Raw genomic sequence first — 22,500 nt, 5'->3', positions numbered from 1 at the left:
AGGCAGGAGCGACTACTCATCAAGGGCCGAGCGCTATCCGTGCTCACACTGAGCCCGAATACATTAGCGCAAGCTCGATTTACCGTTCATCAATGCTGGGTGGCAGAAGATGGGCTGACCATACATTGGTTCCTTTTTGGCGTTTGAAAAAGGGACTCGCTGTAAGAGCGAAACCGCCAGCCGCCGTTACCGCAAAAACGGATACGCCCCCGAACTAACCGGCATCAGAAGCAGGGCGGACTTTATTTTGTTTCCGAATATACGTTGCACGAAATTTTCACAAAGCCTCCAAGACAATTCGCCCGCGCCAACATGCGGGCAGTAATCAATGGCAATGCCGCGGTTGATCGTGCAACATTTGCGCACCGCGCAAGCCCCGGGGCCGAGTACTGGCCAACAGAGGGCAAGGCGCCGCTGTATTTTTGAAACTTCAACTTCCAATGGGTCCTAAAACGACATGGCAAACCCGGACGCCCTGAGTCAGCAGCGAGCTTCTAGTCGCCTGCTGCAACCGACCGTCAAATCGCATCTGGCCTACACGCTGCTGTGTGCCCTGGTCATGATGGTCATGTTCAGCCTGCTGCGCGTTGCGCTGCTGGTTTACAACCGCGAGATGATCCTCGACACCCCGGCCTCGACCTTTCTCGAAGCGTTCGCCAACGGTCTGCGCTTCGACCTGCGCCTGGTGGTCTACCTCAGCATTCCATTGCTGCTGGCGCTGTTCAGCGCCCGGGCGATGGCCGCACGCGGGTTCTTCCGGTTCTGGCTGACCATTGCCTCGAGCATCGCCCTGTTCCTCGGCCTGATGGAGATGGACTTCTACCGCGAGTTCCACCAGCGTCTCAACGGCCTGGTCTTCCAATATGTAAAGGAAGACCCAAAAACCGTGATGAGCATGCTCTGGTACGGTTTTCCGGTGGTTCGCTACCTGCTGGCCTGGGCCGTGGGCACGTTGATCCTGACCCTGGCGTTCAAGGGCGCCGACCGCGCCACCCGGCCTCGTGGCCCCTTCAGCGGCGGCAGCATCGGCACGCGCAAGGTCGCCCCGTGGTACGCACGCATCGCGGTGTTTGTCGTCTGCCTGCTGGTCTGCGTGGTCGCTGCTCGTGGCACCCTGCGTCAGGGCCCGCCACTGCGTTGGGGTGACGTCTACACCACCGACTCTAACTTCGCTAACCAGTTGGGCCTCAACGGCACCTTGTCGTTGGTCGCAGCGGCCAAGAGCCGTATGTCCGAAGATCGCGACAACATCTGGAAGGCCACCCTGCCACAGCCTGAAGCGCAGAAAATCGTGCGTGACATGTTGGTGATGGCGGACGACAAACTGGTGGATGCCGACATCGCAGCCGTGCGTCGCGACTACACGCCGCCAGCCGACAAGACCCTGCCGATCAAGAACGTCGTCGTAATCCTGATGGAAAGCATGGCCGGTCACTCGGTGGGCGCCCTGGGCGCACCGGGCAATATCACGCCGTACCTCGACAAACTGTCGAAGGAAGGCCTGCTGTTCGACCGCTTCTTCTCCAACGGGACCCATACCCACCAGGGTATGTTCGCCACCATGGCGTGCTTTCCGAACCTGCCAGGTTTCGAATACCTGATGCAGACGCCGGAAGGCAGCCACAAGTTGTCCGGCCTGCCGCAATTGCTCAGCGCCCGTAACTATGGAGACGTGTACGTCTACAACGGCGACTTCGCCTGGGATAACCAGTCGGGTTTCTTCAGCAACCAGGGCATGACCAACTTCATTGGTCGTAACGACTTCGTGAACCCGGTGTTCTCCGATCCGACCTGGGGCGTGTCCGACCAGGACATGTTCGACCGTGGTCTGGTCGAGCTCAAGGCACGGGAAAACGGCAAGCCGTTCTATGCGTTGCTGCAAACCCTGTCCAACCACACGCCATACGCTTTGCCGACCCCGTTGCCGGTCGAACGCGTGACCGATCGCGGTAGCCTGAACGAGCATTTGACCGCCATGCGTTACGCGGACTGGGCGCTGGGCCAGTTCTTTGAAAAGGCCCGCAAGGAGCCGTATTTCAAGGAAACCCTGTTTGTGATCGTCGGCGACCACGGTTTTGGCAACGAGCGTCAGATCACCGAAATGGACCTGGGCCGCTTCAACGTGCCGATGCTGATGATCGCACCGGGCATCCAGGAAAAGTTCGGCGAGCTAGACCATACCGTGGGCACGCAGATCGACATCGTGCCGACCATCATGGGTCGTATTGGTGGCGAAGTGCGTCATCAGTGCTGGGGCCGCGATTTGCTCAATCTGCCTGAAGGCGACACTGGTTTCGGCGTGATCAAGCCGTCGGGTAGCGAGCAGACCACCGCCATCATCACGGCTGATCAGATTCTGGTGCTGCCGAAGGAAAAGGAAATGGCGCCGAAGATGTACCAGTACGAACTGGGCGCGACACCTCACGCCGAGATCGTTCCGGATGCACCGCGTACCGCTGAGCTGAAGCTCAAGCTCGAAGCGTTCCTGCAAACGGCGACCAAGAGCCTGATCGACAACACCGCAGGTGTGGTTGATGGCAAGCCGGACTAAGTGTTGATGCAATAAAAAAGAGGCCCTTGAAAAAGGGCCTCTTTTTTTTGCCTGTTAAACCTTTATATCTTGCCGAGCAACAGCAGGATCAACAGCACCACCAACACCACGCCGATGATACCCGACGGGCCATAACCCCAACTTCTGGAGTGCGGGAAGACCGGTAAACCACCTACCAGCAGGAGGATCAGAATAATGATTAGAATTGTGCCCATGTCTATTTCCTTGTTGGAAGTGTTCTGGAATTACCTGGCGTTTACTGGTCAGCCGGGCTGCTATAAAACCGGGCTGCTTACAAAATCCGACTGTGGCGAATGAAGGAAAATTCCAAGTTTTTTTAATGTTTTTCGAAGAAAGGCTTATTTCTTTTTTATTGCACAAGTTGATTCAGGCGCTGTCACGGTTTGCTCGGGCCATTCAGCAATCTGATGGAGCGTGGGTCGGGCATTGTCCTTCGCTACACTCGATGCATCTTCCCCGGAACAACAAGGCTGTTTGCTATGCAAAATCGCATGATGATCACTGGTGCGGGCTCGGGCTTAGGTCGCGAAATCGCGCTGCGCTGGGCGCGTGAAGGCTGGCAGCTGGCCTTGTCGGATGTCAGCGAACCCGGTCTGCAGGAAACCCTGAAACTGGTTCGCGAAGCCGGCGGCGACGGTTTTATCCAGCGTTGCGACGTGCGCGATTACAGTCAGCTGACCGCTTTCGCCCAAGCCTGCGACGAGAAACTCGGTGGCATCGATGTCATCGTCAACAACGCCGGCGTTGCCTCGGGCGGCTTCTTCAGTGAACTGTCCCTGGAAGACTGGGACTGGCAGATCGCGATCAACCTGATGGGCGTGGTCAAGGGCTGCAAGGCCTTCCTGCCGCTGCTGGAAAAAAGCAAAGGCAAGATCATCAACATCGCGTCGATGGCCGCCCTGATGCAAGGCCCGGCCATGAGCAACTACAACGTGGCCAAGGCTGGCGTGGTGGCGTTGTCCGAAAGCCTGCTGGTCGAACTGGCGCAGCAGGAGATCGGCGTGCATGTGGTGTGCCCGTCGTTCTTCCAGACCAACCTGCTGGACTCGTTCCGTGGTCCGACGCCGGCCATGAAAGCCCAGGTCGGCAAGTTGCTGGAAAGCTCGCCGATCACCGCGACCGACATTGCCGACTACATCTATCAGTACGTTGCCGCTGGCGAATTCATGATTCTGCCTCACGAACAGGGCCGTATGGCCTGGGCGCTCAAGCAGAAGAACCCGCAATTGCTCTACGACGAAATGACCGCCATGGCCGACAAAATGCGCGCCAAGGCCAAACAAACCGCAGGCTGAACTTGCCCGTACGCAACACCGTCGTTAGGGTGGCCGCCATCGGCCATCCTCGCGGGACGTTTGCATGCTCAATTATTTGTGGTTTTTCCTCGCTGCGCTGTTTGAAATCGCCGGCTGCTTTGCCTTCTGGATGTGGCTACGCCAGGGTAAAAGCGCCTGGTGGGTCGTGCCGGCGCTGCTCAGTCTGACCTTGTTCGCGCTGCTGCTGACCCGGATCGAAGCGACCTACGCTGGCCGTGCTTATGCCGCGTACGGTGGCATCTACATCATCGCGTCGATCGGCTGGCTGGCGGTGGTCGAGCGGATTCGTCCGCTGGGCTCGGACTGGATCGGCGTGGGGCTGTGTGTGATCGGGGCCAGCGTCATCCTTTTCGGCCCGCGTTTCTCCGCTTCCTGAAGGATCGGTCCTTCATTCAATGGGTTTGTCGGACGTTTCCATAGGATCTGTTCGGGGTGCGCTGTAGGGCGGGACTGATTTGCTGCTGTCGCATTGTAGGCCCGCTGAGTGCAGGGCATCTTCAGGGTTCGATAACCCTGAAGGACGAATGCCATGCTTGTACTCAGTCGCGTTGTGGGCGAGTTGATTTCCATCGGTGACAACATTTCCGTGCGTATTCTTGCCGTCAACGGAGGCAGTGTGCGCTTCGGTGTCGAAGCGCCGCAAAACGTCAATGTGCACCGGGCCGAGGTCTACGACCGCATCCAGCTCAAACTGGCGAAAAACAAAGGACGCTGAAGGCCTCAGTCGAACAGGTGCTTGGGCACATCGTGCTTGAGCATCAACTGGCATTGCTCGCTTTCCGGGTCGAAGACAATCAGCGCCTGGCCCTTGGTCAATGCCTGGCGAACACGCAGTACACGGGTTTCCAGCGGCGTGTCATCGCCGTTGTCCGTACCGTCACGGGTCACGAAATCCTCGATCAGGCGGGTGAGGGTGTCGACTTCAAGTTGGTCGTGGGGAATCAGCATAGGCACCTCGGCTAAACAATGGCGCGATGCTACGGCGGTTGAACGCACAGGACCAGTAGGAGCTACCGCAGGCTGCGATCTTTTGATCTTTGGCGTCAGTTGCATCGCTGAAAATCAAAAGATCGCAGCCTGCGGCAGCTCCTACGGTTTTGCGTTCGCTTTAGCTCTCCGAGCGCTGTCCCACCAGGCTATCCACCGACGGCACCCGCGTATCGCTTTCCATCTGCGTCTCATGTTCGATCTGATGACTGAACCGGTCCAGCGACCCCTTGGCCGGTTGTGCATCGCTGGCAAACACCGGCGGACTCAGAATGTAGGCGCCGAGCAGGCGACTGAGGGCGGCGAGGCTGTCGATGTGGGTGCGTTCGTAGCCGTGAGTGGCGTCGCAGCCGAAGGCGAGCAGGGCGGTACGAATGTCATGCCCGGCAGTGACCGCCGAATGGGCATCGCTGAAGTAATAGCGGAACAGGTCACGGCGCACCGGCAACTCGTTGTCACTGGCCAGGCGCAGCAGATGGCGCGACAGGTGATAGTCATAAGGTCCGCCGGAATCCTGCATTGCCACGCTCACCGCGTGCTCGCTGGAATGCTGACCCGGCGCGACCGGGGCAATGTCGATGCCGACGAATTCGCTGACGTCCCAAGGTAATGCCGCCGCCGCGCCACTGCCGGTTTCCTCGGTGATGGTGAACAGCGGATGACAGTCGATCATCAGCTCTTCGCCGCTGTCGACAATCGCTTTCAATGCCGCCAGCAATGCGGCAACGCCGGCCTTGTCATCGAGATGACGGGCGCTGATGTGGCCGCTTTCGGTGAACTCCGGCAGGGGGTCGAAGGCGACAAAATCACCGACGCTGACCCCCAGCGAGTCGCAATCGGCACGCGTAGCGCAATAAGCGTCCAGGCGCAATTCGATGTGATCCCAACTGATCGCCATTTCATCCACGGCAGTATTGAACGCATGCCCGGAAGCCATCAGCGGCAGCACGCTGCCACGGATCACACCGTTGTCGGTAAACAGGCTGACCCGACTGCCCTCGGCAAAACGGCTGGACCAGCAACCGACAGGCGCCAGGGTCAAACGGCCGTTGTCTTTGATTGCGCGAACCGCCGCGCCGATGGTGTCGAGGTGGGCGGAGACCGCACGGTCGGGGCTATTCTTCTTGCCCTTGAGGGTGGCGCGGATGGTGCCGCGGCGGGTCATCTCAAAGGGAATGCCCAGCTCTTCAAGCCGCTCGGCGACATAACGCACGATGGTGTCGGTGAACCCGGTCGGGCTGGGAATGGCGAGCATTTCCAGCAGGACTTTTTGCAGGTAGTTCAGATCCGGTTCTGGAATTTTGCTGGTCATGGAAACTCCTGATGAGTTGAGGCCATCGATGGTTTCGATGAAGGGAAAGAATCTGTGGTGCCTGTCAGGCCGCCGGCTGACTGTGCGGAAACAACAAATCCACAAACCGCTCGGCCGTCGGCTGCGGTTCATGGTTGGCCAGTCCGGCACGTTCATTGGCTTCGATAAACACATACTCCGGTTGATCGGCAGCGGGCACCATCAGGTCGAGCCCGACCATCGGAATGTCCAGCGCCCGCGCCGCCCGCACCGCCGCATCCACCAAGGTCGGATGCAGGATCGCCGTCACATCCTCAAGAATCCCGCCGGTATGAAGATTCGCCGTACGCCGTACGAACAGATGCTCACCGGCCGGCAGAATGCTGCTGTAGTCATAACCCGCTGCGTGCAAGGTGCGCTCGGTCTCATGATCCATAGGGATTTTGCTTTCACCGCTGGTCGCCGCCTGACGACGCCGGCTCTGGGCTTCAATCAGCGCACCAATGGAATGCTGACCATCGCCCACCACTTCAGCCGGACGACGAATCGCCGCGGCGACCACCTCAAAACCGATCACCACAATTCGCAAATCGAGTCCTTCGTGGAAACTCTCCAGCAGCACGCGACTGTCGAACTGGCGAGCAGACTCGATGGCTTGCTGGACCTCTTCGATGGTCTGTAAATCCACCGCGACGCCTTGGCCCTGTTCGCCATCCAGCGGTTTGACCACCACCCGTTCGTGCTCATCAAGAAACGCCAGATTGTCATCGGCGTTGCCGGCCAGTTGCTGCGCTGGCAGGTTCAGGCCGGCGGCCTTGAGTACTTTGTGCGTCAGGCTTTTGTCCTGGCACAACGTCATGCTGATGGCGCTGGTCAGATCGCTGAGGGATTCACGGCAACGTACGCGGCGACTGCCATGGATCAAGGTGAACAGGCCGGCATCGGCGTCATCGACTTGCACTTCGATGCCGCGACGGTGAGCTTCCTCAACGATGATCCGTGCATAAGGATTGAATTCGGCTTCGGGACCTGGACCAAGAAACAGCGGCTGATTGATGCAGTTTTTGCGTTTGATCGCGAAGGTCGACAGGTTGCGAAACCCGAGCTTGGCGTAAAGACTTTTCGCCTGCCGGTTGTCGTGCAGCACGGACAGGTCCAGGTAACTCAGCCCACGGCTCATGAAGTGCTCGATCAAATGCCGCACCAGCACTTCACCGACACCCGGTCGCGAACATTGCGGATCGACCGCCAGGCACCACAGGCTGCTGCCATTTTCTGGATCGTTGAACGCCTTGTGGTGATTGAGGCCCATGACGCTGCCGATGATTGCGCCGCTGTCCTCATCTTCGGCCAGCCAATACACCGGGCCGCCCTGATGGCGCGGAGTCAGCAGACTCGAGTCGATCGGCAGCATGCCGCGCAACTGATACAGCTGATTGATCGCCTGCCAGTCTGCATCGCTCTGGACCCTGCGGATGCGAAAGCCGCGAAACACCCGAGTGGACTGGCGGTAGTCGCTGAACCACAGGCGCAAGGTGTCGGACGGGTCGAGAAACAGTTGTGCCGGCTCCAGCCCCAGCACTTGCTGAGGCGCAGCCACGTACAAGGCGATGTCGCGCTCACCGGTATGCTCGTTGAGCAGCTCTTGGGCCAGGCTCGCCGCATCCGGGAAGGTGTGGCCGATCAGCAACCGGCCCCAACCGCAATGCACGGCGATCGGTGCGGTGCCGAGTTCACTGCCGTCTTCGGCCAGGCGTGCCTGCAAGCGTTCGTATGAGGGCGCCTGACCGCGCAACAAGCGTTGGCTGTAGGCCGTGGCGTGGGGTTTCATCGATCAGATTCCTTGTTCACTGAGCCACAGGTTCAGGGCCGCCAATTGCCACAGCTTGGAGCCGCGCAACGGGGTCAATTGACCTTGCGGATCAGTCAGCAGACGGTCGAGCATGGCCGGGTTGAACAGGCCACGATCCTGACTCGGATCTAGCAGCAGTTCGCGCACCCAGTTCAGCGTATCGCCCTGCAAATGCTTCAGGCCAGGGACCGGGAAGTAGCCTTTCTTGCGATCGATCACTTCACTCGGAATCACCAGGCGCGCGGCTTCTTTCAAGACTTGCTTGCCGCCATCCGGCAGTTTGAATTTGCCCGGCACGCGGGCCGACAATTCCACCAGGCGATAGTCGAGAAACGGTGTACGCGCTTCCAGGCCCCAGGCCATGGTCATGTTGTCGACGCGTTTGACCGGGTCGTCCACCAGCATGATCGTGCTGTCCAGGCGCAGGGCTTTGTCCACCGCTGCATCGGCGCCGGGCTGTGCGAAATGTTCCTTCACGAAGTCACCAGCAGCGTCATTAGCCGTCAGCCATTTCGGCTGCACGGTGGCGGCGTAGTCGTCGTAGCTGCGGTCGAAGAACGCATCGCGATAGGCGGCGTACGGATCTTCGGCACCGTCGACTTGTGGATACCAGTGATAACCGGCGAACAACTCGTCGGCACCTTGGCCGCTCTGCACCACTTTGCAATGCTTGGCCACTTCCCGGGACAGCAGATAGAAGGCGATACAGTCATGGCTGACCATCGGCTCGCTCATGGCGCGGAACGCAGCGGGCAGTTGCTCGATGATCTCTTTTTCGTCGATGCGCAATTGGTGATGCTGGGTCCCGTAGTGCTTGACGATCAGGTCCGAATACTGGAACTCGTCGCCGCGCTCGCCGCCGGCATCCTGGAAACCGATGGAGAAGGTCGACAGGTTTTCAACACCGACTTCACGCAACAGACCGACCAGCAGGCTCGAATCGACACCGCCCGAAAGCAGCACACCGACGTCGACCGCCGCACGCTGACGGATTGCCACCGCATCACGGGTGCTGTCGAGCACACGGTCACGCCAGTCTTCGAGTGTCAGATTCATCTCGTCGGCGTGTGGGCCGTAGGGCAGGGTCCACCAGGTTTTCTGCTCGGTGGTGCCATCCGCTTCGATGCGCATCCAGGTCGCCGGTGGCAGTTTCTCGATGCCGGCCAGCAAGGTGCGCGGCGCCGGGACCACGGCGTGGAAATTCAGATAATGATTGAGCGCCACCGGATCGAGGATCGGGTTGATGTCGCCGCCCTTGAGCAACGCCGGCAGCGCCGAGGCAAAGCGCAGGCGCTGGCCGGTGCGCGACAGGTACAGCGGCTTCACGCCGAGACGGTCGCGGGCGATGAACAGGCGTTGGGCGTCACGCTCCCAAATGGCGAAGGCGAACATGCCGTTGAGCTTGGGCAGCAAGGCTTCGCCCCAGGCGTGATAGCCCTTGAGCAGCACTTCGGTGTCACCACCGGAATAGAAGGCATAACCGAGGCTTTCAAGCTCGGTGCGCAGTTCCGGGAAGTTGTAGATCGCGCCGTTAAAGGCGAGGGACAAGCCCAGTGGGTTGTCGATCATCGGCTGCGCCGAGCCGTCCGACAGGTCCATGATTTTCAGGCGACGATGGCCCAGGGCAATCGGCCCTTGGGCATGAAAGCCCCATGCATCAGGGCCGCGAGGGGCCAGGTGGTGGGTGATTCGCTCAATGGCTGCAAGGTCTGCAGGTTGATGATCAAAACGTAACTCGCCAGCTAATCCGCACATAAATTCCTTACCGGTTTTTCCGTTGGGGAGGGTCAATCGATACCGCGCCAAAAATGGCGGGTACTCAGAAACTGACCCGGCTGAATCCCCGGAGTTTTAGACCGATAAGTTATAAGGCGCGTCGTCAGACTTTTCCGCGGATCAACTGGCGCACGGCAAAACGGTTGGGATGGCAGGCTTCGGCGACCGTTCTGGGCAGGGGCAGCGGTTCGTTTTCGATCCATGCCGCGAGCAATTCACCCGACAGTGGCGCAGTGATCAGACCGCGAGAACCGTGGCCGCTGTTGACGTAAAAACCCTCAAGCCAGGGGCAGGGAATGTCCGGCACTTGCCGGGCGTCCTTGCTCAGTACGGTGTAGGCATCGGCGAAGGCCACTTGCTCGGCTAACGGGCCAACGATCGGCAGGTAGTCCGGGCTGGTGCAGCGGAATGCAGCGCGCCCTTCGAGCTGCTGCGGGTCCAGTTCCTGAGCATGCAGTCGCGTGGCCAGGTCGGGGGAGATTTCCTCGAGCAAGGCCAGGTTGCCGAGGTGTTCGGTGAGGGTCGGGGCCAGGTCATCGCTCTTGAAGTCGAAGCTGGCGCCGAGGGTGTGTTCGCCCAGTCGTGCCGGCGCCACATAGCCTTCGGCGCAGACGACGGTGGCCAGGCTCTGGCTTTCAGGAGTTTGCGCCAGTCGGGTGATCTGGCCACGAATGCGTTTGAGGGGCAGCTCGGCGCTGTGTGGGAAACGCTTGATCTCGGCGGCGCCGGCCAGGATCACCACGGGGGCACTGGCCAGCAAAGCATCACCGTCCCAGGCCTGCCATTGATCATCAACCTTGCGCAGTTCCAGTACATCGCGATGGGGCAGCCACTGGATGTTCGCCGAAGATGCCTGCCAATGGCACAACGCCGGCGGATGAACCCAGCCACCTTCCGGGAAGAATAATCCGCCGTGTTCCAGGGCAATCCCGGCCTGAGCCTGGGCTTGCGGTTGATCGAGCAAGTGCACCAGGTCAGGCGAAAAGGCCGCGGCCAATTGCGCCTGACGCTCGGCTTCCTTGGCGTTGAAGGCCAGTTGCAAGACCCCGCAATCGTCCCAGTCGACGCCCCGTTGCAGATGTTCGAGCAAGCGTCGGGTGTGACCGAAACCACTGACGATCAGCTGCGACAACGCGGTGCCATGGGCCGAAAGCTTGAGATACAAAACGCCCTGAGGATTGCCCGAGGCTTCCTGCGCCAGCGCGTCGTGACGCTCCAGCAGACTGACGTGCCAGCCCCGCGCCGCGAGACTGGCGGCGCTGGCGCAACCGGCCAGGCCGGCGCCGATCACCATCGCGCGACGCTCGCCGTTCAGTGGCGTCGGGCGCGCGAACCATGGTTTAGCCACGGCGGGCACCGGAACTTCCTCAGGCCAGCCGAGAAACACGCCCCGCAGGATCTCCCATTTGTGGCCAATGCCGGGCGTGCGCTTCATCTTGAAGCCCGCCGCGTTCAGCAGGCGACGCACCCAGCCGGTGCTGGTAAACGTACTGATGGTCGAGCCGGGGGCAGCCAGGCGTGCCAGTTCGGCGAACAGCTCGGCGGTCCACATGTCGGGGTTTTTCGCCGGGGCAAAACCGTCGAGAAACCAGGCGTCGATCTGCGCGTCCAGTTGTGGCAATTGTTCCAGCGCATCCCCGATCAGCAGGGTCAGGGTTACGCGGCCGTTGTCCAGCACCAGGCGCTGGAAGCCTGGGTGGATTGCGATGTATTGCGTCAGCAGTTGATCGGCAAACGGTTTGAGCTCCGGCCACAAGGCCAAGGCACGCTGCAGATCGGGCAGGCTCAGCGGGTACTTTTCGACACTGACAAAATGCAGCCGCGCTCCGGCCACCGCGTGCTGTTCGAACAGCTGCCAGGCGCAAAGGAAATTCAGCCCGGTGCCGAAACCGGTCTCGCCAATCACCAGTCGACCGCTGGCCGGCAACGCGGCAAAGCGTTCACGCAAAGCGTTCTGTTCGAGGAATACGTAGCGGGTTTCGTCCAGCCCCGACAGATCGGAAAAATACACATCATCGAACACCCGCGAACGCGGGAGCCCTTGGTCATCCCAGTCGAGCTGGGCGTGGGGCAATACAGGTTTCATGGCAGGCTCGGCAACGGCAAGGCGGCCATTCTAGCTGATCGCCTGTGGCGAGGGGGCTTGCCCCCGTTCGGCTGCGTAGCAGTCGTGAAATCAGCAAACTCGGTTTACCAGGCAGACTGAGTCGTTTGGCCTCAGGGCCGCTTCGCGACCCAACGGGGCGATGCGGCGTTCCGACAAGCCCCTCGCCACAAAAGCCCAAACCACAGAGAATTTTCTCTGCTGACTATCGGCCCAATCCGCTAGTCTTGCTCAATCCTGGAAGGAGCCGTCCCATGTTCGAATCCGCCGAAATCGGTCACGCCATCGACAAAGAAACCTACGACGCCGAAGAACCGGCCCTGCGTGAAGCCTTGCTCGAAGCGCAGTTCGAACTTCACCAGCAAAGCCGTTTTCCGGTGATCATTCTGATCAATGGCATCGAAGGCGCCGGCAAGGGCGAGACGGTCAAGTTGCTGAACGAATGGATGGACCCGCGCCTGATCGAGGTCCGCACGTTCGATCAGCAGACCGACGAAGAGCTGGCGCGGCCACCGGCCTGGCGCTATTGGCGGATGCTTCCGGCCAAGGGCCGCATGGGGATTTTCTTCGGCAACTGGTACAGCCAGATGCTGCAAGGCCGGGTTCATGGCTTGTTCAAGGACCCGGTGCTGGATCAGGTGATCAACCAGTCCGAGCGCTTTGAAAAAATGCTCTGCGATGAAGGCGCGCTGATCTTCAAGTTCTGGTTCCACCTCTCCAAGAAGCAAATGAAGGCGCGGCTCAAGGCCCTGGCGGATGACCCGCTGCACAGCTGGCGCATCAGTCCGCTGGACTGGCAACAATCGCAAACCTACGACAAATTCGTGAAATACGGCGAACGCGTGTTGCGCCGTACCAGCCGCGACTATGCGCCTTGGCATGTGATCGAAGGGGTGGACCCTCATTACCGCAGCCTGGCGGTGGGCAAGATTCTGCTCGAAGGCCTGCAAAGTGCCCTGAAACGACACAAGGTCCATCCTTCCAAGGTCAATGCCGCGCCATTGCCCATCCATGTCGATCAGATGAACCTGCTCGATAGCCTGGATTTGACCCAGCGCCTGGACAAGGACGATTACGAAGAACAATTGATCACCGAGCAGGCGCGATTCTCCGGCCTGATGCGCGACAAACGCATGCGTCGGCACGCCTTGGTGGCGGTGTTCGAAGGCAATGATGCGGCAGGCAAGGGCGGGGCGATCCGCCGGGTCGCGGCGGCCCTCGATCCACGCCAGTACAGCATCGTGCCGATTGCCGCACCCACCGAAGAGGAACGGGCGCAGCCTTATCTGTGGCGGTTCTGGCGGCACATCCCGGCCAAGGGCAAGTTCACGGTGTTCGATCGTTCTTGGTACGGGCGGGTGCTGGTGGAGCGCGTCGAAGGCTTCTGCCCACCGGCGGACTGGTTGCGGGCCTACAGTGAAATCAATGATTTTGAAGAGCTGATCGCCGAGGCCGGGGTGATCGTGGTCAAGTTCTGGCTGGCCATCGACAAGCAGACGCAACTGGAGCGTTTCCAGGCACGGGAGGAAATTCCCTTCAAGCGTTTCAAGATCACCGAAGACGACTGGCGCAATCGTGATAAATGGGACGACTACCGCGCGGCGGTCGGTGACATGGTTGATCGCACCAGCACCGAGATATCGCCCTGGACGCTGGTGGAAGCCAATGACAAGCGCTGGGCGCGGGTCAAAGTCCTGCGCACCATCAATCTGGCGCTGGAAGAGGCGTTCGAAAAGTCCGACAAGCACAACAGGAAATTGAAACAGCACAAGAAGTGAGCGATGGTTACGCATACGCGGGGTGAATGATTGTCGCGGTCGGTAATGCAGTGGACTTATGCTCGGTCCACTCTCAACCGACAACAACAATGAGGTATGCCATGCGTGAAGTGGTGATCGTCGACAGCGTGCGGACCGGCCTGGCCAAATCCTTTCGCGGCAAGTTCAACCTGACCCGTCCGGACGACATGGCGGCCCATTGCGTCAATGCGCTGCTGGCGCGCTCGGGCATCGATCCGGCCAGCGTCGAGGACTGCATCGTCGGTGCCGGTTCCAACGAAGGTGGCCAAGGCTTCAACATCGGTCGCAACATCGCGGTGCTGTCGCGCCTGGGCACCGGCACTGCCGGCATGACCCTCAACCGTTTTTGCTCGTCGGGCTTGCAAGCGATTGCCATCGCCGCCAACCAGATCGCCTCGGGTTGCAGCGACATCATCGTCGCCGGTGGCGTCGAGTCCATCAGCCTGACCATGAAAAGCATCAACACCGACAACCTGATCAACCCGCTGCTGAAAGAGCAGGTGCCCGGCATCTATTTCCCGATGGGCCAGACGGCCGAAATCGTCGCTCGTCGTTACGACGTCAGGCGCGAAGAACAGGATCTGTACGCGCTGCAAAGTCAGCAACGTACCGCTCAGGCTCAGGCCGATAGATTGTTTGACGATGAAATCGTACCAATGGCGGTGAAGTATCGGGTCGAAGACAAGGCTACCGGTGAGGTGCAGATCCTTGACGGCATCGTCGATCACGATGACTGCAATCGCCCGGGCACCACTCTGGAAAGCCTGGCGGGATTGAAACCGGTGTTTGCCGAAGACGGTTCGGTGACGGCGGGCAACTCTTCGCAGCTGTCCGATGGCGCGTCGATGACGCTGGTGATGAGTCTGGAAAAAGCACTGGAACTGGGGTTGAAGCCCAAGGCGTTCTTCCGTGGTTTCACCGTGGCCGGCTGCGAGCCTGATGAAATGGGCATCGGCCCGGTGTTCTCGGTGCCGAAATTACTCAAGGCCAAGGGTTTGCGGATTTCCGACATTGATCTGTGGGAACTCAACGAAGCGTTCGCCTCGCAATGTTTGTACAGCCGCATTCGGCTGGAGATCGATAACGACAAGTACAACGTCAATGGCGGCTCGATTTCCATCGGCCATCCGTTCGGCATGACCGGCTCGCGTCAGGTCGGGCATCTCGTGCGTGAATTGCAGCGCCGCAACGTGCGTTACGGCATCGTCACCATGTGTGTGGGTGGCGGGATGGGCGCGACCGGGCTGTTTGAAGCGGTGCGTTAAATCCGGAAGATTTGTATTGGCTGATTAACCGCCTTCGCGAGCAAGCCCGCTCCCACATTGGATCTATGCCACACACTAGATCCCTGTGGGAGCGAGCCTGCTCGCGATGCAGGCGCCACGGTCTACAGATTCATCCGCAAAAGCAGCATCCGCTCGATGTAAGCCTGTACCTCCCGCGCCAATTTCTCCGGGTTTTCAAACGGTCCCTCCAGGGTGTTTTCCCGGGTGCTGAAATACAATTCCCCATTCACACGACACATCCGGTCACAGCGAAAGTGAGTGGCGGGGGCATTGTCCTGGGCGCGTTTGCCGTACATGGCGATCTCCTGAGGAATGTTCCTGTTGGCGAATCCCATGAGCTTATGCATGAACCACTTGCAACGCCTGGCCAACCGATCGACGGCAGAGCGCCAATTTAATGGTGCGACCTGCACAGTTTCATTCGCGGCCAGCGCCCAACTGTCCCTGTGTGCCGAACGGCTCTAAGCCTAGAATGACCGTTCTCGCCACTTGGCTTCGGGGTTCGCAATGCACATTTCATCGGGTCGCTGGGTTTACGGTCTGTTCCTGGCCTTGGTGACCGCGCTGCTGTGGGGAATCCTGCCGATCAAACTCAAGCAAGTGCTGCTGGTGATGGACCCGGTGACAGTGACCTGGTTTCGCCTGATCGTATCCGGCGGGTGCCTGTTCATTTATCTGGCGGCGACCAAACGCCTGCCGAGCCGCAAGGTACTCGGGCCGCGTGGTGGCTGGTTGGTGTTGATGGCGGTGCTCGGTCTGGTGGGCAACTACGTACTGTACCTGATGGGCCTGAACCTGCTTAGCCCCGGCACCGCGCAACTGGTGGTGCAGATGGGCCCGATCATGTTGCTGATCGCCAGTCTGTTTGTGTTCAAGGAACGGTTCAGCGTGGGGCAGGGGATCGGCCTGCTGGTGCTGTTGATCGGCTTTGCCCTGTTTTTCAATCAGCGGCTGGCCGAGTTGCTGACCTCGCTGACCGAGTACACCACCGGCGTGCTGTTGGTGCTGTTGGCGTCCACGGTCTGGACGTTCTACGCCTTGGGCCAGAAGCAATTGCTCACGGTGTGGAATTCGCTGCAGGTGATGATGGTGATCTACCTGTTCTGCGCGCTGTTGCTGACGCCGTGGGTGCATCCGCTGGAAGCGCTGCAACTGAGTCCGCTGCAAGGCTGGCTCCTGCTGGCGTGCTGCATGAACACCCTGATCGCCTATGGCGCGTTTGCTGAGGCTTTGGCGCATTGGGAGGCGTCGCGGGTCAGTGCGACGCTGGCGATTACGCCGTTGGTGACGTTCGCTGCGGTGGCCGTGGCTGCGTGGTTGTGGCCGGAGTATGTGCATGCCGAGACGATCAATGGTCTGGGGTATGGCGGGGCGGTGCTGGTGGTGCTGGGGTCGGCGCTGGTGGCGTTGGGGCCGTCGCTGATTGCCGGGCTCAGGGCCCGAAAGGTGCGGATGGCGGCAGGTTAGACCGCGTCATCGTTCTTCGCGAGCAAGCCCGCTCCCACATTTAACCGAGTTCTATCAGAAGAATGCGGTCCCCTGTGGGAGCGGGCTTGCTCGCGAAGACGGAGTGTCAGGCGCTACAAAACTCAGCCCTTGGCACCGGCCTCCAGCATATTCTCCGGCCTTACCCACGCATCAAACTCTTCATCCGTCAGATACCCCAATTGCAACGCCGCCTCACGCAAGGTCAGCCCTTCGGCATAAGCCTTCTTGGCAATCTCCGCCGATTTGTCGTAACCGATGTGCGGATTCAGCGCTGTCACCAACATCAACCCACGCTCCAGATGCTCAGCCATTTTCTCTGCATCCGGTTCCAGGCCGGCGATGCAATGCTGCTGGAAGTTGCTGCAGCCATCGCCCAGCAGGCGGATCGATTGCAGCAGGTTGTGGATGATCACCGGTTTGAACACGTTCAATTGCAAATGGCCCTGACTCGCGGCAAACCCGATGGCGACGTCGTTGCCCAAGACCTGACACGCCAGCATCGATAGCGCTTCGCACTGAGTCGGATTGACCTTGCCCGGCATGATCGAGCTGCCCGGCTCGTTGGCCGGCAGTTTGACTTCGGCGAAGCCTGCTCGCGGCCCGGAGCCCAGCAGGCGCAGGTCGTTGGCGATTTTCATCAGGGTCACGGCGAGGGTTTTCAGCGCGCCGGACAGCGTGGTCAGCGGCTCATGGCCAGCCAGGGCGGCGAATTTGTTGGGTGCGGTGACGAACGGCAGGCCGGAGAGGGCGGCCAGCTCGGCAGCGATGGCTTCGCCAAAACCGTGGGGCGAGTTCAGCCCGGTGCCGACCGCAGTGCCGCCCTGGGCCAGTTCACAGACGGCCGGCAGCGCGCTGCGGATCGCCCGCTCGGCGTAATCCAGTTGCGCGATAAATGCGGACAGTTCCTGACCGAAGGTAATCGGCGTCGCGTCCATCATGTGGGTGCGGCCGGTCTTGACCAGTTTCATGTGCCGCGCGGACAGCTCGGCCAATCCGCCCGACAGTTCGTTGATCGCCGGCAGCAGTTGCTGTTGCACGGCCTGGGCTGCCGCGATGTGCATGGCGGTCGGGAAACAGTCGTTGGAACTCTGGGAGCGGTTGACGTGATCGTTGGGGTGAACCGGCGACTTGCCGCCGCGAGCATTACCGGCCAGTTCGTTGGCGCGACCGGCGATCACTTCGTTGACGTTCATGTTGCTCTGGGTGCCGCTGCCGGTCTGCCAGACCACCAGCGGGAACTGGTCGTCGTGGCTGCCATCGAGCACTTCGTCGGCGGCCTGTTCGATCAGCCGGGCGATGTCGGCGGGCAGGTCACCGTTGCGGTCATTGACCCGCGCCGCGGCTTTCTTGATCAGCGCCAGGGCATGCAGCACGGCCAGCGGCATTTTTTCGTTGCCGATGGCGAAGTTGATCAGCGAGCGTTGCGTCTGAGCGCCCCAGTAGGCTTCATCCGGGACTTCCACCTGGCCAAGGCTGTCGGTTTCGATACGGCTCATCATGCACACTCCTGTAGGTCGATAGCGCAGTTTAGGCCGTGATCGCCGGCCGTGGTTCCATCAGTCTGGTTTTTGACCATTCAACCCCTCTAAATCAGGCCCGACAAGGCTTGGGGTTGAGCGACACACTTTTTTAGGTGCAGAATGGTCGCCCTTGGGGTAATGACCTCGCCTGCTAGAAAAGGAAACTCGATGACTCGTCTTCGTGCCATCTGTACCGCGGTTGCACTGGTTTGCGCCAGCGGCCCTGTTTTTGCCGATACCGCCAGCCACAACGCCAGTGCCGAAGCTTTCCTGACTCTGGCGCACGCTGACAAATTGGGCACTCCGGTGTACATGCAAGTGCAGCAAATGTTCGCTCAGCGCTTTGCTCAGACCAAAGCCCCTGAATCGAAAAAGGCCTTGCTGGAAACCTACCAGGCCAAAGCCAACGCCGCGCTGGACCAAGCCATTGGCTGGAACAAGCTGAAGCCGGACATGGTCAAGCTCTACACCACCAACTTCAGCGAATCCGAGCTGAAAGACCTGGTCGCGTTCTACCAGTCGCCACTGGGCAAGAAAGTCCTGGAAAAAATGCCGCAGCTGACTCAGCAATCGGCCCAGATGACTCAAGCCAAGCTGGAAAGCGCCGTGCCTGTTGTCAACAAACTACTGGCTGACATGACGGCCGAGCTGGAGCCTAAAGGCGCCGCCGCTCCAGCCAAGAAAAAGCCTTAAGCGGAGTTCGGTATGACCATGCAACAACGCATCGAATCGACGCTGGGCCTGTTGCAGCCGCAGCATCTGCAAGTGCTGGATGAAAGCCACATGCACAGCCGTGGGTTGCAGACCCACTTCAAGGCCGTGGTGGTCAGCCAGCAGTTCGAAGGGCTCAACCGCGTCAAGCGTCACCAGAAAGTCTACGGCACGCTCGGCGAGCTGATGGGCGAGTTCCATGCGTTGGCGCTGCATACCTACACGCCAGAGGAATGGGCACAGATCGACGCGGCTCCGGCCTCGCCGACCTGTGCTGGCGGCAGCAAGCATTAAGCATCGGTTTTTTGCTAGAATCCGCAACGCGCCGCTCACCCGGCGCGTTTTTTTTCGCATCCGGTTCACCCCTTACGAGGGTAGCCACCTGGAGAATCACCCATGACACAACAGATTGTCGTGGCGGCACTGTATAAGTTCGTCACTCTGGAAGATTACGTCGCCCTGCGGGAGCCATTGCTGCAAGCGATGGTCGACAACGGCATCAAAGGCACGCTGCTGATCGCCGAAGAAGGCATCAACGGTACCGTGTCCGGCAGCCGCGAAGGCATTGACGGGCTGATGGCCTGGCTCAAGAACGACCCGCGCATGGACGACATCGACCACAAAGAGTCGTATTGCGACGACCAACCGTTCTATCGCACCAAAGTCAAACTCAAGAAAGAGATCGTCACCCTCGGCGTCGAAGGCGTGGACCCGAACAAAAAGGTCGGCACCTACGTCGATCCAGAAAACTGGAACGCGCTGATCAGCGATCCGGAAGTGCTGTTGATCGACACCCGCAACGATTACGAAGTCTCGATCGGCACCTTCGAAGGCGCCATCGACCCGAAGACCACCAGTTTTCGCGAATTCCCCGACTACATCAAAGCCAACTTCGACCCCGCCGTGCACAAGAAAGTCGCGATGTTCTGCACCGGCGGCATTCGTTGTGAAAAGGCGTCGAGCTATATGCTCAGTCAGGGCTTCGACGAGGTCTATCACCTCAAGGGCGGCATTCTGAAGTACCTCGAAGCGGTGCCGCAGGAAGAAACCAAATGGCAGGGCGACTGCTTCGTGTTCGATAACCGTGTGACCGTGCGCCACGACCTCAGCGAAGGCGACTACGATCAATGTCATGCCTGTCGTACACCGATCAGCGTCGAAGACCGCACATCCGAGCACTACGTGGCCGGCATCAGTTGCCCGCATTGCTGGGATAAGCTGAGCGAGAAGACCCGTCGCAGTGCCATCGACCGGCAAAAGCAGATCGAACTGGCCAAGGCTCGCAACCTGCCTCATCCGATCGGCTACAACTACAAGCAAACTCCTTCCGAGGTTTGAACCATGTCTGCGCAACGCCTGCTCTATGTGATGGACCCGATGTGTTCCTGGTGCTGGGGCTTCGCGCCGGTGGCCAACGCGCTGGTCGAGCAGGCGCAAGCAGCGGGCGTGGACGTGCACCTGGTGGTGGGTGGTTTGCGCACCGGCAGCGGCTCCGCGCTGGAGCCGACCACCCGGCGCTATATCCTTGAGCATTGGCAGGCGGTCAACGAGGCGACAGGCCAACCGTTCAAGCTGGAAGGCGCGTTGCCCGACGGGTTTGTCTACGACACCGAACCTGCCTGTCGGGCGCTGGTGACCGCGCGCAGCCTGGCACCGGATTGCGCGTGGAAACTGCTCGGGCTGATTCAGCACGCGTTTTATGTCGAAGGTCGCGATGTCACGCATGCCAGCGTTCTGGTGGAGCTGGCGGAGCAAGCCGGTCTGCCGCGCATCGAGTTCGCCGCCGCGTTCGACCGTGCCGATCAGCACGCCGCGACGGCGGCCGATTTCACCTGGGTCCAGGACCTGGGCATTGCCGGTTTCCCTACCTTGCTGGCGGAGCGTAATGGTCAATTGGCGCTGTTGACCAATGGCTATCAGCCGCTCAGCGCATTGTCTCCGTTGCTCGGCCGCTGGCTGGAGCGCGCTGCCTGTGCATGATCTGCCCGACGACGAGCCAACTGTTTCACGTGTCGACCGTCTGAGCTGGGCAGAAATCCGTCGCCTGGCGCTGCATCACAAGAAATCCCTGTGGATCGCCAACGGCGTGGCGGTGTTGGCAACCCTGTGTAGCGTGCCGATTCCCTTGCTCCTGCCGTTGCTGGTGGACGAAGTACTGCTGGGCCACGGCGACGCCGCGCTGAAGATCATGAACCACGCGTTGCCAGACGACTGGCAAAAAGCGACGGGCTACATCGGCCTGATGCTGCTGGTGACCTTGTTGCTACGCTGTGGCGCCTTGTTCTTCAACGTGGTTCAGGCAAAGTTGTTTGCGGCACTGGCCAAAGACATCGTGTATCGCATTCGCACACGGCTGATCGAACGGCTCAAGCGTATTTCCCTGGGCGAATACGAAAGCCTGGGCAGCGGCACGGTCACCACGCATCTGGTCACCGACCTGGACACCGTAGACAAATTCGTCGGCGAAACCCTCAGTCGTTTCCTTGTGGCCATGCTGACCCTGGTCGGCACCGCCTCCATCCTGATGTGGATGCACTGGAAGCTGGCGTTGCTGATCCTGCTGTTCAACCCACTGGTGATCTACGCCACGGTACTGTTGGGCAAACGGGTCAAGCACCTGAAGAAACTCGAGAACGACAGCACCTCGCGCTTCACCCAGGCGCTGACCGAAACCCTCGATTCCATTCAGGAAGTGCGTGCCGGCAACCGTCAGGGCTTTTTCCTAGGGCGCCTGGGGCAGCGCGCCCGGGAAGTGCGCGATTACGCGGTGAACTCGCAGTGGAAAACCGATGCCTCGAACCGTGCCAGCGGCTTGCTGTTCCAGTTTGGCATCGATATTTTCCGTGCGGCGGCGATGCTCACCGTGCTGTTTTCCGACCTGTCCATCGGCCAGATGCTGGCGGTGTTCAGCTACCTGTGGTTCATGATCGGTCCGGTGGAACAGCTGCTGAATCTGCAGTACGCCTATTACGCGGCGAGCGGCGCGCTGTCGCGGATAAACGAGTTGCTGGCCCGGGCCGATGAGCCTGAATACCCGGGCGGTGTCGATCCGTTCAACGGTCGCGAAACCGTGGGCATCGAAGTCCAGGGATTGAGTTTCGGTTACGGCGACGAGCTGGTGTTGAACCAGATGAACCTGTCGATCGCCCCCGGCGAAAAGGTCGCGATTGTCGGCGCCAGCGGTGGTGGTAAAAGCACCTTGGTGCAGTTGCTGCTGGGTTTGTACACGCCGCTCGCCGGGACGATTCGCTTCGGCGGCTCGACCCAGCAAGAGATCGGCCTGGAAACCGTGCGCGAAAATGTCGCCGTGGTCCTGCAACATCCGGCGCTGTTCAACGACACCGTGCGCGCCAACCTGACCATGGGCCGCGAACGCAGTGACGAAGCCTGCTGGCAAGCGCTGGAAATCGCGCAATTGCACGCCACGATTCGAGAGTTGCCCAATGGCCTGGACAGCATCGTCGGACGTTCCGGTGTGCGCTTGTCCGGCGGCCAGCGTCAACGTTTGGCGATTGCACGGATGGTGTTGGCCGAGCCAAAAGTGGTGATCCTCGACGAAGCGACCTCAGCGCTGGATGCCGCCACCGAATACAACCTGCACCAGGCGTTGGCGCGGTTCTTGAGCAACCGCACCACGCTGATCATTGCGCACCGGTTGTCCGCGGTGAAGCAGGCCGACCGGGTGCTGGTGTTTGATGGCGGGCAAATTGCCGAGGATGGCGACCATCAGCAGTTGATTGCTGATGGTGGTTTGTACGCCAAGCTGTATGGGCATTTGCAGCAGCATTGAGCGGGTTG

At 60.1% G+C, this 22,500-nt stretch carries 20 protein-coding genes; 12 read left to right on the top strand and 8 right to left on the bottom strand.

Going from position 1 to position 22,500, the window contains the following annotated elements:
• Window positions 1–457 precede the first annotated feature (457 nt).
• Window positions 458–2,551 carry an LTA synthase family protein gene (locus tag KGB23_RS26050; protein ID WP_223433111.1) on the top strand — a complete coding sequence of 698 codons (2,094 nt, stop codon included), beginning with the start codon at window positions 458–460 and terminating at the stop codon, window positions 2,549–2,551.
• Window positions 2,552–2,613: 62 nt separating this feature from the next.
• Here KGB23_RS26050 and KGB23_RS26045 read toward each other — a convergent pair whose 3' ends face one another.
• Window positions 2,614–2,772 (bottom strand): DUF3309 family protein, encoded by a 159-nt coding sequence (locus tag KGB23_RS26045; RefSeq protein ID WP_174602692.1) that lies wholly within the window; start codon window positions 2,770–2,772, stop codon window positions 2,614–2,616.
• A 279-nt stretch (window positions 2,773–3,051) separates the two neighbouring features.
• Here KGB23_RS26045 and KGB23_RS26040 point away from each other — a divergent pair, with 279 nt between their 5' ends.
• From KGB23_RS26040 to csrA, 3 genes are all read left to right on the top strand, one after another.
• On the top strand, window positions 3,052–3,867 hold the full coding sequence (locus tag KGB23_RS26040; RefSeq protein WP_223433110.1) for an SDR family oxidoreductase: 816 nt from the start codon (window positions 3,052–3,054) through the stop codon (window positions 3,865–3,867).
• Window positions 3,868–3,931: 64 nt separating this feature from the next.
• The gene (locus KGB23_RS26035) at window positions 3,932–4,264 is read left to right on the top strand and encodes a YnfA family protein (RefSeq protein ID WP_223433109.1); all 333 of its coding nucleotides are present in this window, start codon (window positions 3,932–3,934) and stop codon (window positions 4,262–4,264) included.
• A gap of 153 nt (window positions 4,265–4,417) precedes the next feature.
• Window positions 4,418–4,603 carry a carbon storage regulator CsrA gene (gene csrA / locus KGB23_RS26030; RefSeq protein ID WP_046049117.1) on the top strand — a complete coding sequence of 62 codons (186 nt, stop codon included), beginning with the start codon at window positions 4,418–4,420 and terminating at the stop codon, window positions 4,601–4,603.
• Window positions 4,604–4,608: 5 nt separating this feature from the next.
• On the opposite strand, the gene KGB23_RS26025 is transcribed toward csrA, so the two are convergent.
• The 5 genes from KGB23_RS26025 to mnmC all read right to left on the bottom strand — a co-directional run bounded on the left by KGB23_RS26025 (window position 4,609) and on the right by mnmC (window position 11,880).
• Window positions 4,609–4,836, bottom strand: coding sequence for a YheU family protein (locus KGB23_RS26025; protein WP_003199186.1), 228 nt, complete (start codon window positions 4,834–4,836; stop codon window positions 4,609–4,611).
• Window positions 4,837–4,996: 160 nt separating this feature from the next.
• Complete coding sequence (locus KGB23_RS26020) at window positions 4,997–6,187, bottom strand: osmoprotectant NAGGN system M42 family peptidase (protein WP_223433108.1); 1,191 nt, start codon at window positions 6,185–6,187, stop codon at window positions 4,997–4,999.
• 64 nt (window positions 6,188–6,251) lie between these two features.
• On the bottom strand, window positions 6,252–7,997 hold the full coding sequence (ngg, locus tag KGB23_RS26015) for an N-acetylglutaminylglutamine synthetase (RefSeq protein WP_223433107.1): 1,746 nt from the start codon (window positions 7,995–7,997) through the stop codon (window positions 6,252–6,254).
• A 3-nt stretch (window positions 7,998–8,000) separates the two neighbouring features.
• Window positions 8,001–9,773, bottom strand: coding sequence for an N-acetylglutaminylglutamine amidotransferase (locus tag KGB23_RS26010; protein WP_223433106.1), 1,773 nt, complete (start codon window positions 9,771–9,773; stop codon window positions 8,001–8,003).
• 124 nt (window positions 9,774–9,897) lie between these two features.
• Entirely contained in the window at window positions 9,898–11,880 is a 1,983-nt protein-coding gene (gene mnmC / locus KGB23_RS26005; protein ID WP_223433105.1) for a bifunctional tRNA (5-methylaminomethyl-2-thiouridine)(34)-methyltransferase MnmD/FAD-dependent 5-carboxymethylaminomethyl-2-thiouridine(34) oxidoreductase MnmC, read from the bottom strand.
• Window positions 11,881–12,152: 272 nt separating this feature from the next.
• Between mnmC and pap the strand changes: the two genes are divergently transcribed.
• Together pap and KGB23_RS25995 are read left to right on the top strand one after the other, a co-directional pair.
• Window positions 12,153–13,676: a polyphosphate:AMP phosphotransferase gene (gene pap, locus KGB23_RS26000; protein ID WP_223433104.1), complete on the top strand. Its 1,524-nt coding sequence runs from the start codon at window positions 12,153–12,155 to the stop codon at window positions 13,674–13,676.
• Between the two features lie 101 nt (window positions 13,677–13,777).
• A complete protein-coding gene (locus KGB23_RS25995) occupies window positions 13,778–14,962 on the top strand; it encodes a thiolase family protein (protein ID WP_223433103.1) in 1,185 nt (394 codons plus the stop codon).
• Window positions 14,963–15,084: 122 nt separating this feature from the next.
• On the opposite strand, the gene KGB23_RS25990 is transcribed toward KGB23_RS25995, so the two are convergent.
• Window positions 15,085–15,279 carry a DUF6316 family protein gene (locus KGB23_RS25990; RefSeq protein ID WP_223433102.1) on the bottom strand — a complete coding sequence of 65 codons (195 nt, stop codon included), beginning with the start codon at window positions 15,277–15,279 and terminating at the stop codon, window positions 15,085–15,087.
• A gap of 211 nt (window positions 15,280–15,490) precedes the next feature.
• On the opposite strand from KGB23_RS25990, the gene KGB23_RS25985 reads away from it, so the two are divergent.
• On the top strand, window positions 15,491–16,450 hold the full coding sequence (locus KGB23_RS25985) for a DMT family transporter (protein WP_223433101.1): 960 nt from the start codon (window positions 15,491–15,493) through the stop codon (window positions 16,448–16,450).
• Window positions 16,451–16,572: 122 nt separating this feature from the next.
• Here the strand turns inward: KGB23_RS25985 and KGB23_RS25980 are convergent, their stop codons facing one another.
• Entirely contained in the window at window positions 16,573–17,967 is a 1,395-nt protein-coding gene (locus KGB23_RS25980) for a class II fumarate hydratase (RefSeq protein WP_123368995.1), read from the bottom strand.
• A 192-nt stretch (window positions 17,968–18,159) separates the two neighbouring features.
• On the opposite strand from KGB23_RS25980, the gene KGB23_RS25975 reads away from it, so the two are divergent.
• From KGB23_RS25975 to KGB23_RS25955, 5 genes are all read left to right on the top strand, one after another.
• Window positions 18,160–18,684 (top strand): DUF2059 domain-containing protein, encoded by a 525-nt coding sequence (locus tag KGB23_RS25975; RefSeq protein ID WP_134419115.1) that lies wholly within the window; start codon window positions 18,160–18,162, stop codon window positions 18,682–18,684.
• 12 nt (window positions 18,685–18,696) lie between these two features.
• A complete protein-coding gene (locus KGB23_RS25970; RefSeq protein ID WP_008151216.1) occupies window positions 18,697–18,996 on the top strand; it encodes a BolA family protein in 300 nt (99 codons plus the stop codon).
• Between the two features lie 102 nt (window positions 18,997–19,098).
• The gene (locus KGB23_RS25965; protein ID WP_223433100.1) at window positions 19,099–20,040 is read left to right on the top strand and encodes a rhodanese-related sulfurtransferase; all 942 of its coding nucleotides are present in this window, start codon (window positions 19,099–19,101) and stop codon (window positions 20,038–20,040) included.
• A gap of 39 nt (window positions 20,041–20,079) precedes the next feature.
• Window positions 20,080–20,682 carry a DsbA family protein gene (locus KGB23_RS25960; RefSeq protein ID WP_223433112.1) on the top strand — a complete coding sequence of 201 codons (603 nt, stop codon included), beginning with the start codon at window positions 20,080–20,082 and terminating at the stop codon, window positions 20,680–20,682.
• Window positions 20,675–22,492, top strand: a complete 1,818-nt coding sequence (locus KGB23_RS25955) for an ABC transporter ATP-binding protein (protein ID WP_223433099.1) — start codon at window positions 20,675–20,677, stop codon at window positions 22,490–22,492. Before KGB23_RS25960 ends, KGB23_RS25955 begins: the two co-directional genes overlap by 8 nt.
• The last annotated feature ends 8 nt before the right edge of the window (window positions 22,493–22,500 follow it).

The organism is Pseudomonas sp. GL-B-26, from assembly GCF_019947405.1.
Lineage (GTDB): Bacteria > Pseudomonadota > Gammaproteobacteria > Pseudomonadales > Pseudomonadaceae > Aquipseudomonas.
This window is presented reverse-complemented; position numbering and strand designations above follow the sequence as displayed.

Coding starts and splice junctions, on each gene's coding strand:
- KGB23_RS26050 (WP_223433111.1), top strand. CDS start 458: ATGGCAAACCCGGACGCCCTGAGTCAGCAGCGAGCTTCTAGTCGCCTG.
- KGB23_RS26040 (WP_223433110.1), top strand. CDS start 3,052: ATGCAAAATCGCATGATGATCACTGGTGCGGGCTCGGGCTTAGGTCGC.
- KGB23_RS26035 (WP_223433109.1), top strand. CDS start 3,932: ATGCTCAATTATTTGTGGTTTTTCCTCGCTGCGCTGTTTGAAATCGCC.
- csrA (WP_046049117.1), top strand. CDS start 4,418: ATGCTTGTACTCAGTCGCGTTGTGGGCGAGTTGATTTCCATCGGTGAC.
- KGB23_RS26025 (WP_003199186.1), bottom strand. CDS start 4,836: ATGCTGATTCCCCACGACCAACTTGAAGTCGACACCCTCACCCGCCTG.
- KGB23_RS26020 (WP_223433108.1), bottom strand. CDS start 6,187: ATGACCAGCAAAATTCCAGAACCGGATCTGAACTACCTGCAAAAAGTC.
- ngg (WP_223433107.1), bottom strand. CDS start 7,997: ATGAAACCCCACGCCACGGCCTACAGCCAACGCTTGTTGCGCGGTCAG.
- KGB23_RS26010 (WP_223433106.1), bottom strand. CDS start 9,773: ATGTGCGGATTAGCTGGCGAGTTACGTTTTGATCATCAACCTGCAGAC.
- mnmC (WP_223433105.1), bottom strand. CDS start 11,880: ATGAAACCTGTATTGCCCCACGCCCAGCTCGACTGGGATGACCAAGGG.
- pap (WP_223433104.1), top strand. CDS start 12,153: ATGTTCGAATCCGCCGAAATCGGTCACGCCATCGACAAAGAAACCTAC.
- KGB23_RS25995 (WP_223433103.1), top strand. CDS start 13,778: ATGCGTGAAGTGGTGATCGTCGACAGCGTGCGGACCGGCCTGGCCAAA.
- KGB23_RS25990 (WP_223433102.1), bottom strand. CDS start 15,279: ATGTACGGCAAACGCGCCCAGGACAATGCCCCCGCCACTCACTTTCGC.
- KGB23_RS25985 (WP_223433101.1), top strand. CDS start 15,491: ATGCACATTTCATCGGGTCGCTGGGTTTACGGTCTGTTCCTGGCCTTG.
- KGB23_RS25980 (WP_123368995.1), bottom strand. CDS start 17,967: ATGAGCCGTATCGAAACCGACAGCCTTGGCCAGGTGGAAGTCCCGGAT.
- KGB23_RS25975 (WP_134419115.1), top strand. CDS start 18,160: ATGACTCGTCTTCGTGCCATCTGTACCGCGGTTGCACTGGTTTGCGCC.
- KGB23_RS25970 (WP_008151216.1), top strand. CDS start 18,697: ATGACCATGCAACAACGCATCGAATCGACGCTGGGCCTGTTGCAGCCG.
- KGB23_RS25965 (WP_223433100.1), top strand. CDS start 19,099: ATGACACAACAGATTGTCGTGGCGGCACTGTATAAGTTCGTCACTCTG.
- KGB23_RS25960 (WP_223433112.1), top strand. CDS start 20,080: ATGTGTTCCTGGTGCTGGGGCTTCGCGCCGGTGGCCAACGCGCTGGTC.